This window comes from Pseudarthrobacter siccitolerans (genome assembly GCF_030823375.1).
Taxonomy (GTDB): Bacteria; Actinomycetota; Actinomycetes; order Actinomycetales; family Micrococcaceae; genus Arthrobacter; species Arthrobacter siccitolerans_A.
Map to the genome: position 1 here is coordinate 2,613,683 of NZ_JAUSXB010000001.1, position 12,801 is coordinate 2,626,483.

Below are 12,801 nucleotides of genomic sequence, written 5' to 3' on the forward strand. Positions count from 1 at the left end.
TAACCATCAGGAAACCAAGGCGCAACATTGCCACTCCACACTGGTAGTGCAGGCAAGAGCCGGCACCAGCTCCAGCCAGGAGGCCCCCCATGTTAAAGAGAGCAGCAGCCCATGTAACCAGAGTCCGCGCCCTGGACCAGCTCCGCCGCGGCGACGAGATCGAAGCCCGCCTTTCCATTGGCCCTTCCTACGATGACGTAGTGATCCGCCGGGGCAGGGTCCAGGAGACGGCGCCGGGAATCGGAGTGGTGTGGATCCTGGACAGGATGACAGGCCTGCGGAAAGCAATCAATACGGACGAATGCAGCGTCTGGCGGGTTGCCTGAACCGGACGCGCGGCGGCGCCGGAAATGCCGGGCTGCGGCAGCGGGTGCAGTCAGTAAGGACTGCCCGCTGCAGGAGCCTGGCCTTCCGGGCCGGTATCAGCCGCCCGCCACCGACTGGATGACCAGCACCTCCTGGCCGGGTGCAACCTCCGTGTCCAGGCCCTGCAACCGCCGCACCTCGTCACCATCCACGTAGACATTCACGAAGCGCCGCAAGGCTCCCGTCTCGTCCCGAAGCCGGCGGGCAAGGACAGCGAAGTCGGCGGTGACGGAATCCAGCAGTTTTGCCACGGTCACAGGTCCGTCCGCGGGCGCAGTCAGAACGGACTGCCCGCCGGCCAGTGGCTGCAGGATGCTGGGAAGTACTACCGATATGTCAGGCACCGGCCACCACTGCCGCCCGGACGCACAGGACATCCGGAAGATGTGCCACCACTTCCGAGAATGTCTCCCCTTCGTCCGGGCTGGCATAGACACTGCCTCCGCGCGTGCCGAAGTACACGCCGGACGGTTCCGCCGAATCCACGGAGGCTGCGTCCCGCAGGACGCTGTTGTACTCGCCCGTGGGCAGCCCGTTGCTGAGCCTCTTCCAGCTGGCGCCGGCGTCGTCTGTGCGGTGGACGGCCAGTTCACCGTTGGGCGGGATACGCTCGCCGTCGGCTTTGAGGGGGACAACCCAGGCTGTACCTTCCCGCCGCGGATGGGTCAGCATGACGAACCCGAAGTCGGCCGGCAGGCCCTCCGCAATTGACGTCCAGCTCTCCGCGTTGTCGTCCGTGCGGTACACGCCGTGGTGGTTCTGCGCATAGAGGCGGCCGTCGACGGCGGCATCCGCAGCGATCTTGTGCACGCACTGTCCGAACTCAGGGTTCGGGTCGGGCATGAAGTAGGCGGAGATCCCCTTATTGCGGGCCTCCCAGGAGGTGCCGCCGTCGAGCGAGCGGTAAACGCCCCCTGTGCTCATGGCGACGTGCACGGTTTCGCCTTCAGGGTGGACCACGATCGAGTGGGCAGCGGCGCCGCCGTAGCCGGCACCCCAGTCGCTGCGGTGGGGATGGTCCCAGAGGCCCCTGTTCAGCTCGAAGTGTTCGCCGCCGTCGGTGGACTTCCACACCGAGATGGGCTCCGCCCCGGCCCACACCACTCCCGGCCGGGCCTCGGCGTCCGGATAAATCTGCCAGATGCGTTCCAGGGCCGCGCCCGTATCTTCGGGGAATTTGATGGCGCCCTGCTCGGGTTCGGACCAGGTGGTGCCAAGATCGTCCGAGTGAGCCACCGTGGGGCCCCAATGCTCGTTCCGGACCCCCACCATGATCCGGGTGCGGCCATCCCTGGTGTCGATTCCGATGCTCGGAATCTCACTCATCAAAAAATGGGGGCCGGTGAAGGACCATTCCCGCCTGTCCGGGCTGGTGGCCAGCCACAGGCCCTTTTTGGTCCCGATTGCTAAGACAAAACTTCCTTGGGTTGCCATGCCCACCATGCAACCACCCGCCCCGGGCAGGCTGCAACGGTTTTGGCTGAAAGAGGGCGGCGAGGGTTAGTCCACAAACTCCGACTGAGTCTCGATGAAGTCCCAGTCCGCGTCCGTAAGCACTGCCGTCGGGTTGTCCGGGTGGGGTCCACCCGCTTCAGCGATCCCCTGCAGCACCGGAAGGGGAAGTTCCCCGGCACGCAGATTCTCCCGCAACCATTCCTTGCTCCCGAGGTCCAGGTCCAGCCACCACATAAAAATTTGCATGCCCTCACGCCCTTTCTCGAATTCAACGTTAGGCGCGGGCGGTGCCGGCTACAAGGTACCCGCGTCCTGGACAAGTACCGCTGCGGGATTTTCGGGTACCCGCAAGTAACAGGTCCAGCGGAAGCCTCCGAAAGACGAGTACACCCTACTCGCGACCAGTTGCGGGCCCGCACCTAGCCTGAAAACTCAAGCAAGCTGACCGTGCTGCTGGGGCATTCGGCGTAACCGCTGTTCCTCCTCATCATGGTCCGTTTCAAACATACTGGGGAGAGAACAATGAAACGCACTTTTGCCGCCCTAGGGGTGGTGGGGCTGGGACTGATCAGCATCACGGCACCGGCCATGGCAGCGTCCGAAAAAGTCACCGTCTGCCATGACGACGGGACATCCTGGAAGCCGCTGGAATTCAGCGTCAACGGGATTGGCGGCCACGACGAGCATCCTACGGACATCATCCCGCCCACCCCGAAGGCGCCGGACGGAATGAACTGGACGAACGCCGGAAAGCTCACCTACATTGCCAAATGCGATGATCTGCCGGCCGGTGAAACGCCACCCGTGGTTGAGCAGCCGCCCGTGGTGACTCCACCGGTGGTGGAGCAGCCCGTGGTGAACCCGCCGGTGGTCGAGCAGCCCGTGGTGAACCCGCCGGTTGTGGTTCCGCCTGTGGAACAGACGGTGATTCAGGCACCTGTCGTTGAAACGCCCGTAGTGGAGACTCCCGTGGTCACTGCTGCCGTGATTCCACCCGTCCAGCAGCCCGCTGTGGTTCCGCCGGTGACCGTCCCGCAGGCGGCAGCCACGGTCGTCGTCCCTGAACGGACTGCTGCTGGTGCCGCGGCCACAAGCCTGGGAACCAACCAGGGGTTCAACGCCCAGACGGCCGTGGGCGGCTCCAGCAGCCCGTCCTGGCTGGCAGGTGTGGGCGCCCTGGTGGCAGCCGGCGCGGCAGTGGCTTTCCGCCGCAACCGCCGCACACTGCCCCTGGCCGACTGATACCGGCTGCGCCGCAACCCTCGGCGCCATCAAGGGCCCCACGACAGGAAGGCGTCCCGCCAGTGCCCGGCGGGGCGTCTTCCTTCCTTTCATCCGCAACTGCTGAGGAGCAGCATGTCCAAGGAACGCAGCCGGCACGCGGCTCTCAAGGACCACAGGCGGAGACGCTGGAACCGGGGAGACCTGGCCATCCTCCTATGCGGGGTTCTGGCCTTTCTGTCCATGACCTTCGGTACACCCCTCTTCCACCAGATGGACGTGTCCGCTGGTGGAGACAGTGCGGGGATCGTGTCTCCGGCACCTGGGGCCATATCCCGCCAACCGGCACAATTGGCCGGGACGGCGGCAGATGCAACGGGGACGGCCGGGCCAGGCCAAGTGCCGGTTCCGGCCGCTCCAGCTGCAGCACTGCCGGCCCCTGTCCTCCCGGCAGCGGCTGAACCAGTACGCATCCGCTACGGCGCCGCCGCGTTCGATGTTCCGGTCCACGCGCTGGACCTGGACGCTGCCGCGCAGGCCAGCCAAACGGTGGAGCCACCTGAAACCAAAGACGGCTACTGGCTGACGCCCTTCGGGACTCCCGGGCAGGGGTCGGCGAACACAACCTACGTGATCGGGCACAGCTGGGAAGGTGCGGACGCACCCTTCAACCATCTGAGTTCATCGGCGGCTGTGGGCGACAGGTTCGAAGTGGACACCGCAACCGGCACCATCCCCTACCGGGTGGACAGCGTGACCACCTACCTGAAGTCCAGCCTCAAGGACAGTCCCATCTGGGACATCGTGCCGAACCGGCTGGTCCTGATCAGCTGCTTCACTGAAGATCCCTGGGGGAAGAACGTGGTGGTCACGGCATCACCCGCGCCGTGACGGACCACAGTAAGCACCCTGTTCAAGCGCGTAGGGGAGGCCGAGAATAAGCTATGACATCAGACCCATTCAGCGGTACGTCACCCCTGCTGGCAGGCATTGCACCAAAGCAGCACCCTGAGGTCCTGCAGACCGCAGCCCTCCTCGCCGCCCGGCTGGGAAGACCATTGCTCTGCGCTTACGTTGACGAGGCCAGCTACCTGGTGGAATGGGACCCCGCACGGTCCGCCCACCGGCTCTCCCTCCACCCGGACGCGGACGACGAGGACATCCGGGCCGTGGCTTCAGAGCTGCGGGCATCCATAGAAGCGGCGGTAGCCAAAGTACCGGCGGAAGCCGGGCACACGGAATGGACCTTCCGGATCCTCGCCGGCGATCCCGCCCGGGCGCTGGCACGGTTGGCGGCGGAAAATAATGCCCCGATGATCGTCGTCGGCACGTCAGAGCGGGGTTTCTCCCACCGGCTCAGCGAAGCCCTGAACGGGGCAGTTGGCACCTGGCTGGTCCACCACCAGAGCCGCCCTGTCCTGGTTGTTCCCTACCGGATGCCAGCCCACGAGGACCAGCCGTGACCTTCGGCAGCCTGTTACTGGAGCCGAATTAAGAGCGGAGAAAGTAAAGCGAAAGTAGTTATTCGAGGTGCTGGCGGAGGGGAGTACCAGCCAGTAAGCTGATTCAAGCAGGCCGGTTCCGCCGAGGTGGACGCCGGGTTTGCCCAAGAGCTGCTCCGGAGTGCGTATCCCCCAATAACGCACTCCGGAGCTTTTTTGTGCCCCCGCTCCTACTGCCCCAGCCTCGGCGGCTAGCTGAGACGCACGCGCGTATACCCCCACGGGGTACTTGACCGTATACCCCTCGGGGGTATACGGTCGACGCATGAGTACAACCGGAGAAGCAGTCGCGCGGATAGCGGTTGAAGCTGATGCGGGCCCTGAGGGGCCGCAGCACGGCTACACGGGAAACAAGGACGCCTACCTGCGCCGCCTCAAACGCATCGAAGGCCAGGTGCGCGGAATTGCCCGCATGGTGGATGAGGACAAGTACTGCATCGACATCCTCACGCAGGTCTCCGCCGTCACCAAGGCCCTGCACGCTGTCAGCCTGGGACTCGTGGAAGAGCACATCGGCCATTGTGTGGTGGGAGCAGCCTCGGAGCCGGACCCCGCAGTGCGGGCAGAAGCCATCGATGCCAAGGTCAAAGAAGCTGCCGATGCCATCGGCCGCCTTCTCCGCTAATCGCGGACTTCCAACTTAAACGGCCGTCCGGCCGACGCCGGACAATGACCGCCGGCCCACCATGCCGGCCAAACAACAAGGAGCAGCCATGAGCACCACCTCCCCTACCACCACCACGGTGAGCGTCGCCGGAATGACGTGCGGCCATTGCGTCTCGGCCGTCAGCGAAGAACTTGAGTCCCTCGCGGGCGTAGAGGCAGTGGACGTCGAGCTCAACGCCGGCGGCGTCTCCACCGTCACCATCACCTCGAGCAACGATTTGTCACCATCGGAAATCGGCGAGGCCGTAGCGGAGGCCGGCTACCTGGTCGTCGCCAACGAAGCCTAAGCACCTGCCCTGACACAGCACGGATAGGGGGCCACATGAGCAACCAGGATCTACTCCAGCCAGGAACCCGGGTGGTGGAGCTCGACATCGAGGGCATGACGTGCGCCTCCTGCGTCAACAGAGTGGAAAAGAAGCTCGGCAAGCTCGAAGGCGTGCAGGCCCTGGTCAACCTCCCGCTGGAATCCGCCCACGTAACAGTGCCGCCAGGCATCACCAACGAGCAGTTGGTGGACACGGTCAACGCGGCAGGATACAAAGCTACGGTCCACCAGCCCACCCCGGCTCCGGAGGCTGCCCCAGCGGAGAACCTGCTCCCGCGCCTGGTCCTGGCCGCCCTCCTGACGGTGCCCGTATTCCTGATCTCCATGGTCCCGGCGTTCCAGTTTCCGCAGTGGGGCTGGGTAGCGGCCGCGCTGGCCCTGCCCGTGGTCACCTGGGCCGCCTGGCCGTTCCACCGCGCGGCCGCCATCAACGCCCGCCACTTCGCGTCCACCATGGACACGCTGGTGTCGATCGGTGTCGCCGCCGCCTACCTGTTCTCAGCCTGGCAGCTGCTCTCCAACCCCCTGTTGACCGAGCACCCGGGCATGGAGGAAATGGAGCAGGCAGGCCTGTACTTTGAGGTGGCAGCCGTCGTCACCACATTCCTGCTCCTGGGCCGCCACCTCGAGGCCAACGCCAAACAAAAAGCGGGCGACGCCCTGCATGCCCTCCTGAGCCTGGGCGCGAAGGATGCCACCATCCTGCGTGACGGCCGCGAGCAAAGGATTCCCGCTGGGCAGCTGGCGGTTGGCGACATCCTGGTGATCCGCCCCGGTGGGAAAATCGCCACCGACGGTGTAGTCGTCGACGGGACGTCTGCTGTTGACGCCTCCCTGGTGACCGGCGAGTCTGTGCCCGTGGAGGTTGAACCCGGCAGCCGGGTCACCGGCGCCACCATCAACACCTCCGGCCGGCTGCTGGTCAAGGCCACGCGCGTAGGCTCGGAAACTACGCTGGCGCAGATGGCGCGCCTCGTGTCCCAGGCGCAGACGGGCAAGGCTCCCATCGCCCGCCTCGCAGACCGCATCAGCGCCGTGTTCGTTCCCGTGGTCCTGGCCGTCGCCGCACTCACGTTTGTGCTCTGGCTGCTTGTTGCGGGTGCGGGAGCCACGGGCGGGGGGCTGCGCGCTGCCTTTACCGCCGCCGTCGCCGTCCTGGTGATCGCCTGCCCGTGCGCGCTGGGACTTGCCACTCCCGTTGGCCTCCTGACCGGGACGGGCCGGGGCGCGCAGCTGGGCATCCTGATTAAGGGCCCGCAGGTGCTTGAAGACACCCGGACCGTGGACACCATCCTCTTGGACAAGACCGGAACGGTCACCACCGGGGTGCTGGCAGTGGATTCCACCCTTGCCTTCGAAGGGTTTGGGGAGCGCGAGGTCCTGCGGCTGGCCGGAGCAGTCGAGGCAGCATCGGAGCATCCGGTAGCCCGCGCGATTGCCGCCGCTGCTGCGGCCCGGGAAACGCGCCGGGGTCGCGAATCAGCGCACGACGGCGGGCACCTGCCGCCGGTGAAAGGGTTCAGGTCGGCGCCGGGCGGCGGCGTCACGGGAACCGTTGAGGGCAGGCTGATCGTTGCCGGTCGTACCGGCTGGCTTGAGCAGAACGGTATCGCCATCACTCCACACCAGGCGCGGGCCCAGGCAGCGGCAGAAGCCGCCGGCGCCACGGCTGTCTGGGTGGCAGTGGACGGGACCGTTTCCGGGATTATCAGCCTTCGCGACACCGTCAAGCCCGGCTCCCGCGCCGCCGTCGAACGGATGAAAGCGCTGGGCCTCCGCCCCCTCCTGCTGACCGGAGACAACGCGGCCGTGGCTGCTCAGGTGGCTGCCGCCGTCGGAATTGATCCCGCAGACGTTTACGCAGGTGTATTGCCCGAGGGCAAGGTGGAAGTGGTGAAAACACTGCAGGCCGCCGGTGCCACCGTGGCCATGGCCGGCGACGGCGTCAACGATGCCGCGGCGCTGGCGCAGGCTGACCTCGGCATCGCCATGGGATCCGGCACGGACGTGGCCATCGAGGCTGCCGACCTGACGGTGATGGGCAACGACCTGTCGCAGGTGGTCCAGGCCATCGAACTCTCGCGCAGGACCCTGGCCACCATCAAAACCAACCTGTTCTGGGCGTTCTTCTACAATGCCGTGGGCATTCCGGTGGCCGCCCTGGGCCTGCTGAACCCGATGATCGCCGGCGCCGCGATGGCGGCGAGCTCGGTCCTGGTCGTTGCCAACTCGCTGCGTCTCCGCAATTTCGGACGGAAGGCCTAGGACTCAGGGCTCAGGCCGCGCCGTACCGTACGGCTGCGCGCGCCCTCGCCTTCGCAGCCTCGGCGTCGCGGTCCTTGGGCGGAGCCTGCGTTACCAGTGCCTCCAGGAGGTGCTGGGTGATGTGGGCGATCTCGTGGACTGCCTCCTCAAAGGCCTCCTGGTTGGCCTTGGACGGCTTGGTGCTGCCGCTGACCTTACGCACGTACTGCAAGGCCGCGGCATGCACCTCCTCCGAGGTGGCGTGCGGTTCAAAGTTGTGGAGGGTTCGAATATTCCGGCACATAACGCCATGCTAGGCTCTGGATCGCCACGGATCGACCCCTCTACAGAACATCGCGGAACTCCTGTCCATGCGGAGCACGGCATGGGCAGGGGTGCCCATCGACACTGTTTTGCGGGCCGGGATAGGTTTGAGGCATTGGATCTTCCGGACAAGCCGGGGGGCCGCGGGGGATGCCGACCTGGTTCGGATCCACGATCTTACGAGGAGAAACTCATGGCTATTTGGGGTGCAGACGTTGAGCAGCTTCGTCAGCTCGGAAACAAGCTTCAGCACGGTGCGTCCGAGATCGAGACGCAGAAGTCCACTCTGACCAAGCTTCTGCACGGCACCGACTGGAAGGGCCCGGACGCGGACAAGTTCAAGGGGGAATGGGACGGCCAGCACGTCACCATGCTGACCAAGGTTGCCGAAGCCCTGAAGGAAGCCGGCAGCAAGGCCACGCGTAACGCCCAGGAGCAGTCCCAGGCCTCAAACGGCTAGAGGCTTTGGCGGCAAACATTGCCGCCGCATCGGCCCGGGCACCTCAGGGTGTCCGGGCCGTTGCCTTTAAGGGAGAGGGGCTTTTAAGGGACGTGTTCCGTTAGGGGACGGGCTCGACGTCGTTCGCGTGTTCCAGCGGGGACGCCGCCGTGGGTGCCGGGCCGGCCGCCCCGCCGCGCCTGTCCACGGAGCTCCGCAGTTCATCGAGCCGGACCAGGATGACGCCACCGACGATCAGCATGCCGCCCATGAGCTGGATGGCGCCGGGAAGCTCGCCCAGGAGCAGCCAGGCCCAGATAACGGCAAAGAGGACTTCGGTCAGCGACACGAAAGACGCCACCTTAGAGCCGAGCGCCCTGGCCGCCATGATGCCGGACACGTAGGCCAGCACGGTGGCCAGGATGACGAGCCCCGCCAGCGATACCCACCACGGCGTAACCCAGGGGCCCAGCATGGTGTCCGCAGTACTGAAGGTCATGGGCAAAAGTCCCGTTGCTGCGGCGAGCCACATCACGGCAGCGCCCACCAGGAGCCCTCCCGAAGCCAGCACGATGGGTGGCAGGGAGTCGTTCTCCTTGGCGGTGATAAAGAAGTAGATGGCAAGGCAAACTGCGGCTGCGATGCCCCAGAAGACACCCACGAGGTCAATTTTGACCGCGCCCGCGAGGTCAAGGACCAGGACCAGGCCGGCCAGCGAAAGCAACGTTCCCCCGATGGTCAGCACCCTGGGGCGCTTCCGGCTGGCCGTCCAGAGCCACAGCACGATAATCACCGGTGCCAGGTATTCAAGCAGCAGGGCGACCCCCACCGAGAGCCTCGCCACGGCGTTGAAGTAGAACAGCTGGCACGCCGCGACGCCGATCAGCCCGAAGAGCAGGATGGTCACCCAGTTGTCCCGGAGTTGATGCCACCGGCCGCGGAGCGCGGGAACCGCCGGCACTGCGAGGATCAGGGCGGCGCCGGTGAGCCGGGCAGTCACTGCCGCGCCGGGAGACCAGCTTGTTTCGAGCAAAGCCTTGGCAAAGGATCCGGAGAGGCCGAAAACGGCGGACGAGAACAGCGCAATACCCAGGCCGGAGGCGAGGAAGCTGCGCTTGGCCCGGACCCCCGGCTTCGGGGCGGGTTGGGGTGCGGCAGGCATCGTCGCCTCCTGTCAGGAGTAAAGTGGGGTAATGGTCATGACAGTACGGGACGGCGCTGTAAGGAGTCAAGATGGTTTTTGCCCCTGACACCGAGGTGGCCCTGCGCACGGTGGTTAATCTGATCAATTCAGCGGCGAACGCAAGTGAGGGACTGGCGTCCGCGGCGGACCTGGACCAGTTCCTCGCGGCTGAAGGCTTCACGGGATCGCGTACCCGGGATGAGAGCGAGCTCACGAGTGTGCGCCGGCTTCGTCAAGAACTCGCAGCGCTGTGGACCGCGGATGAAGGCTCCGCCGTCGAGACCGTTAACCGCCTGCTGCGGGACGCCAATGCCCTGCCCCAGCTGGTCAAGCACGATGACTGGGACTGGCATCTGCACGCCACCACTCCGGAGGCCCCGCTGGTGGACAGGATGAGCACCGAAGCCGCCATGGCCCTGGCCGACGTGATCCGCGGCAAGGAGATGGACCGGATGCGCATCTGCGGGTCTGAGGACTGTGATGCTGTGGTGCTCGACCTCAGCAGGAACCGGTCAAAGCGTTACTGCGATACAGGAAACTGCGCGAACCGGGCGCACGTGGCCGCCTACCGGGCCCGTCAGGCAGCATCTGCCTAGAACGTGGTCAGCGGCTGCCGGGGCTGTCCGGATCATCGGGGGAACCGGCAGGGTCCTGCGGGCCCGGAGAGCCAAAGCCATGGGACGGCTTGGGGGCCGAACTGAGGTTTACCCCCGATCCCTTGCCGAGGTGCTCGGCGTTCTCCTTGTGGCTCATCGAGAGCATCGCCGCGATCACGAGGGTAACGATGAAGGCAATCCCGGCAGCGGTGAAAGCAAGGTCGAAACGGGGTGCGTGTGCACTGCCGCCTGAAGCGAAGATCACCACGGCCACAAAGGCAACGACGGCCCAGAACGCGGAGAACATCAGCGGGCCTTTCACCGAGGTCCGCACCTTGCGCGGGTGTCCTGGTTGCTGGTCTGCCACGGTGATTCCTCCCTGCAGGCGGCATGCCGGCCAGCCTGGTTCTGCATAGTGCGTCGTGAGTCCGGACCAATTTTCTACGAGAAGTAGAACCGGACACTTCCTAGTTTACGGCGTTCCTGCGTTGCTGCGGGCATCGTGCCGGATCGTCAGCCCGGCAAGTGCCCACAGCACAGCGGAAATGATGGCCCCGCCCCCGGCCACGCCGAGCAGGGCATGGGCGCCCAGACTGACGAAGAACGGCAGGATGGCTGCAGTGCCCAGGCCGATGATTCCCGAGGCTATCCAGTCGCGGGCCAGCACGTGCCTGCCGCAGAATTTCAGGCCGCAGAACAGCTCGAGGGCTCCGGCCACAGCCAGGCCCAGGGCGGCAATGACTCCAAACAGCAGGTCCCCGTGGAGCAGAAGCAGCGCGGCCCCTGCACCCGCGAGAACCGACCCGGCCGAGGAGTGCAACTTGCCCGGTGCGCTCTCCTTCGCAAAACCTGACGCACGGATACCCCACAGCAGGAGGAGGCCGGTGGATAGCAGGTACAGGCCGCCCGACCATCCCATCACCTCTACGGATGGTGCCGCCCAGAAAATGGTGACAGCCCCAAACACCAGCGCAACTGCGGAACGAAGGAGGACCGGCTTCCACAGGTCAGCTCTGGGAGCCATTCCGGGAGCAACGCCTGAGGGGGTTTTGGGTTGGGTCACCGGTCCAGTTTAGTGGCGGTCCATGCTAGGGCGAACCCAGCACCATCCACCGGTCGGAACGGGCACGCAGGCCAAGCGTGACGGCACGGGCAGCCATGTACGCGAGCGCGAAGGCGGCCCACAGCCAGGCCAAGCCGGCCGCGCCCGCCGCATGTGACAAGCCCACGGCAATCAGAAGCGGCACATACACGGCCAGGTTCACCACACCGGCCAGCGCCAGGTATTTGGCATCCCCGGCACCGATTAGCACCCCGTCAAGCACAAAGACATATCCCGCGATGGGCTGGCCGGCGGCGAGGACCCACAAAGCAACCGCCAGCACCGACTGAACCTCCGGATCGGACGTAAAAAGGGCTCCGGCCCGAGGGGCGGCAACCGCCAAAAGCGCCCCGGTGACTACGCCGAAACCGAGTCCCCAACGGGTCATGGTCCGGGTCAGCAGCCGTGCCCTGCCGGGGTTGGAGGCCCCCAGCTCCTTGCCGATCAGCGCCTGGGCAGCAATGGCGAGGGCGTCCAGCGCGAAGGCCAGGAAAGAGAAGATGGTCATGGCCAGCTGGTGGGCGGCGAGGTTGACGGCGCCCTGCGCGGTGACCACAAGAACGGTGGCCAGGATGGCAATGCGCAGGCTGAGGGTGCGCAGCATCAGCCACGAGCCAACCCGCGTCATGCTCCTGATGCCGCTCCAGCTGGGCAGCAGGCTTACACCGTGGATTACGGCATTCCGCTTCACCATCACCAGGTAGACGGCGGCCATGGCCCATTGGGCCACGCTGGTGCCGGCGGCCGAACCGGTGACGGACCAGCCCAGTCCGTAGACCAGCCACAAGTTCAGGACAATGTTCAGGGCAAAACCCGCCGTGGCCACCACCAGGGGCGTCCGGGTGTCCTGCAGGCCGCGGAGAAGTCCGGTGCCGGCGAAGATGAGCAGCATGGCCACCAGGCCGGGCATGGACCATCGGAGGTAGTCGACGGCGAACGCGCGCACCTCGCCTTCCGCTCCGAGCAAGCCGATCAACGGGCCGGCCGCCAGGAATCCGGCCACGGCCAGAAGCGTGCCCAGCAGCAGCGCCAGCCACACGCCGTCGCGCCCGGCGGCCAGGGCCTTGCCCGGTTGCCCGTCACCCATCGCACGGGCCACTGCGGGGGTGGTGGAATAGGCCAGGAAAACCATCAGGCCGACGGCGGTGTGCAGCACTGCGGTTGCCAGCCCGACGCCGGCCAACTGCGCTACGCCGAGGTGGCCCACAATCGCCGAATCCGCGAGCAGGAAGAGCGGTTCGGCCACGAGGGCGCCAAAGGCGGGAACTGCCAGCCGAAGGATCTCGCGGGCATGTCCTTTCGGCGGGGCGGCTGGCGCCGGGGCAGGTAAGTGGGGCACCTTGCCAGCCTAATCGGGCGTCCGGCTGCCTCCATG

Annotated in this window: 17 protein-coding genes; 9 read left to right on the forward strand and 8 right to left on the reverse strand. The window is 66.0% G+C overall.

Translation table 11 applies throughout. From position 1 onward, the window contains the following. The first annotated feature begins 89 nt into the window (after window positions 1–89). Window positions 90–326 carry a hypothetical protein gene (locus tag QFZ36_RS12195; RefSeq protein ID WP_306636796.1) on the forward strand — a complete coding sequence of 79 codons (237 nt, stop codon included), beginning with the start codon at window positions 90–92 and terminating at the stop codon, window positions 324–326. Between the two features lie 96 nt (window positions 327–422). On the opposite strand, the gene QFZ36_RS12200 is transcribed toward QFZ36_RS12195, so the two are convergent. From QFZ36_RS12200 to QFZ36_RS12210, 3 genes are read right to left on the reverse strand one after another with little or no spacing between them, the layout of a single operon-like run. Then, the gene (locus tag QFZ36_RS12200) at window positions 423–743 is read right to left on the reverse strand and encodes a MoaD/ThiS family protein (protein WP_373427042.1); all 321 of its coding nucleotides are present in this window, start codon (window positions 741–743) and stop codon (window positions 423–425) included. Beyond that, entirely contained in the window at window positions 703–1,809 is a 1,107-nt protein-coding gene (locus tag QFZ36_RS12205; protein ID WP_306636798.1) for a WD40/YVTN/BNR-like repeat-containing protein, read from the reverse strand. The genes QFZ36_RS12200 and QFZ36_RS12205 overlap by 41 nt, the downstream gene beginning before the upstream one ends. 57 nt (window positions 1,810–1,866) lie before the next feature. Then, on the reverse strand, window positions 1,867–2,067 hold the full coding sequence (locus QFZ36_RS12210) for a hypothetical protein (RefSeq protein WP_306636800.1): 201 nt from the start codon (window positions 2,065–2,067) through the stop codon (window positions 1,867–1,869). A 276-nt stretch (window positions 2,068–2,343) separates the two neighbouring features. Here QFZ36_RS12210 and QFZ36_RS12215 point away from each other — a divergent pair, with 276 nt between their 5' ends. From QFZ36_RS12215 to QFZ36_RS12240, 6 genes are all read left to right on the forward strand, one after another. After that, window positions 2,344–3,063, forward strand: a complete 720-nt coding sequence (locus QFZ36_RS12215) for a hypothetical protein (RefSeq protein ID WP_306636802.1) — start codon at window positions 2,344–2,346, stop codon at window positions 3,061–3,063. A gap of 114 nt (window positions 3,064–3,177) precedes the next feature. Continuing rightward, entirely contained in the window at window positions 3,178–3,933 is a 756-nt protein-coding gene (locus QFZ36_RS12220) for a class F sortase (protein WP_306636804.1), read from the forward strand. A gap of 53 nt (window positions 3,934–3,986) precedes the next feature. Continuing rightward, complete coding sequence (locus QFZ36_RS12225; RefSeq protein ID WP_306636806.1) at window positions 3,987–4,505, forward strand: universal stress protein; 519 nt, start codon at window positions 3,987–3,989, stop codon at window positions 4,503–4,505. 304 nt (window positions 4,506–4,809) lie between these two features. Continuing rightward, window positions 4,810–5,169 carry a metal-sensitive transcriptional regulator gene (locus QFZ36_RS12230; protein ID WP_306636808.1) on the forward strand — a complete coding sequence of 120 codons (360 nt, stop codon included), beginning with the start codon at window positions 4,810–4,812 and terminating at the stop codon, window positions 5,167–5,169. A gap of 88 nt (window positions 5,170–5,257) precedes the next feature. After that, window positions 5,258–5,497: a heavy-metal-associated domain-containing protein gene (locus QFZ36_RS12235; RefSeq protein ID WP_306636810.1), complete on the forward strand. Its 240-nt coding sequence runs from the start codon at window positions 5,258–5,260 to the stop codon at window positions 5,495–5,497. A 35-nt stretch (window positions 5,498–5,532) separates the two neighbouring features. Further along, window positions 5,533–7,803 carry a heavy metal translocating P-type ATPase gene (locus QFZ36_RS12240; protein ID WP_306636812.1) on the forward strand — a complete coding sequence of 757 codons (2,271 nt, stop codon included), beginning with the start codon at window positions 5,533–5,535 and terminating at the stop codon, window positions 7,801–7,803. Window positions 7,804–7,813: 10 nt separating this feature from the next. Here QFZ36_RS12240 and QFZ36_RS12245 read toward each other — a convergent pair whose 3' ends face one another. Beyond that, the gene (locus tag QFZ36_RS12245; protein ID WP_306636814.1) at window positions 7,814–8,086 is read right to left on the reverse strand and encodes a DUF2277 domain-containing protein; all 273 of its coding nucleotides are present in this window, start codon (window positions 8,084–8,086) and stop codon (window positions 7,814–7,816) included. A gap of 213 nt (window positions 8,087–8,299) precedes the next feature. Between QFZ36_RS12245 and QFZ36_RS12250 the strand changes: the two genes are divergently transcribed. Beyond that, window positions 8,300–8,566: a WXG100 family type VII secretion target gene (locus QFZ36_RS12250; protein ID WP_306636815.1), complete on the forward strand. Its 267-nt coding sequence runs from the start codon at window positions 8,300–8,302 to the stop codon at window positions 8,564–8,566. A 100-nt stretch (window positions 8,567–8,666) separates the two neighbouring features. Here QFZ36_RS12250 and QFZ36_RS12255 read toward each other — a convergent pair whose 3' ends face one another. After that, entirely contained in the window at window positions 8,667–9,707 is a 1,041-nt protein-coding gene (locus tag QFZ36_RS12255) for an EamA family transporter (protein ID WP_306636816.1), read from the reverse strand. Between the two features lie 71 nt (window positions 9,708–9,778). On the opposite strand from QFZ36_RS12255, the gene QFZ36_RS12260 reads away from it, so the two are divergent. Continuing rightward, complete coding sequence (locus QFZ36_RS12260; protein WP_306636817.1) at window positions 9,779–10,324, forward strand: CGNR zinc finger domain-containing protein; 546 nt, start codon at window positions 9,779–9,781, stop codon at window positions 10,322–10,324. A gap of 7 nt (window positions 10,325–10,331) precedes the next feature. Here QFZ36_RS12260 and QFZ36_RS12265 read toward each other — a convergent pair whose 3' ends face one another. The 3 genes from QFZ36_RS12265 to QFZ36_RS12275 form a co-directional block, all read right to left on the reverse strand. Continuing rightward, window positions 10,332–10,691 carry a hypothetical protein gene (locus QFZ36_RS12265; protein ID WP_306636818.1) on the reverse strand — a complete coding sequence of 120 codons (360 nt, stop codon included), beginning with the start codon at window positions 10,689–10,691 and terminating at the stop codon, window positions 10,332–10,334. A 105-nt stretch (window positions 10,692–10,796) separates the two neighbouring features. Continuing rightward, window positions 10,797–11,387 (reverse strand): hypothetical protein, encoded by a 591-nt coding sequence (locus QFZ36_RS12270; protein ID WP_306636819.1) that lies wholly within the window; start codon window positions 11,385–11,387, stop codon window positions 10,797–10,799. Between the two features lie 25 nt (window positions 11,388–11,412). After that, complete coding sequence (locus QFZ36_RS12275; protein WP_306636821.1) at window positions 11,413–12,765, reverse strand: MATE family efflux transporter; 1,353 nt, start codon at window positions 12,763–12,765, stop codon at window positions 11,413–11,415. Window positions 12,766–12,801 lie beyond the last annotated feature (36 nt).

Excerpts from the sequence above, each read along its gene's own strand:
- QFZ36_RS12195 (WP_306636796.1), top strand. The coding sequence starts at position 90 with ATGTTAAAGAGAGCAGCAGCCCATGTAACCAGAGTCCGCGCCCTGGAC.
- QFZ36_RS12200 (WP_373427042.1), bottom strand. The coding sequence starts at position 743 with ATGTCCTGTGCGTCCGGGCGGCAGTGGTGGCCGGTGCCTGACATATCG.
- QFZ36_RS12250 (WP_306636815.1), top strand. The coding sequence starts at position 8,300 with ATGGCTATTTGGGGTGCAGACGTTGAGCAGCTTCGTCAGCTCGGAAAC.
- QFZ36_RS12240 (WP_306636812.1), top strand. The coding sequence starts at position 5,533 with ATGAGCAACCAGGATCTACTCCAGCCAGGAACCCGGGTGGTGGAGCTC.
- QFZ36_RS12245 (WP_306636814.1), bottom strand. The coding sequence starts at position 8,086 with ATGTGCCGGAATATTCGAACCCTCCACAACTTTGAACCGCACGCCACC.
- QFZ36_RS12235 (WP_306636810.1), top strand. The coding sequence starts at position 5,258 with ATGAGCACCACCTCCCCTACCACCACCACGGTGAGCGTCGCCGGAATG.
- QFZ36_RS12210 (WP_306636800.1), bottom strand. The coding sequence starts at position 2,067 with ATGCAAATTTTTATGTGGTGGCTGGACCTGGACCTCGGGAGCAAGGAA.
- QFZ36_RS12225 (WP_306636806.1), top strand. The coding sequence starts at position 3,987 with ATGACATCAGACCCATTCAGCGGTACGTCACCCCTGCTGGCAGGCATT.
- QFZ36_RS12230 (WP_306636808.1), top strand. The coding sequence starts at position 4,810 with ATGAGTACAACCGGAGAAGCAGTCGCGCGGATAGCGGTTGAAGCTGAT.
- QFZ36_RS12220 (WP_306636804.1), top strand. The coding sequence starts at position 3,178 with ATGTCCAAGGAACGCAGCCGGCACGCGGCTCTCAAGGACCACAGGCGG.
- QFZ36_RS12255 (WP_306636816.1), bottom strand. The coding sequence starts at position 9,707 with ATGCCTGCCGCACCCCAACCCGCCCCGAAGCCGGGGGTCCGGGCCAAG.
- QFZ36_RS12215 (WP_306636802.1), top strand. The coding sequence starts at position 2,344 with ATGAAACGCACTTTTGCCGCCCTAGGGGTGGTGGGGCTGGGACTGATC.
- QFZ36_RS12260 (WP_306636817.1), top strand. The coding sequence starts at position 9,779 with ATGGTTTTTGCCCCTGACACCGAGGTGGCCCTGCGCACGGTGGTTAAT.
- QFZ36_RS12205 (WP_306636798.1), bottom strand. The coding sequence starts at position 1,809 with ATGGTGGGCATGGCAACCCAAGGAAGTTTTGTCTTAGCAATCGGGACC.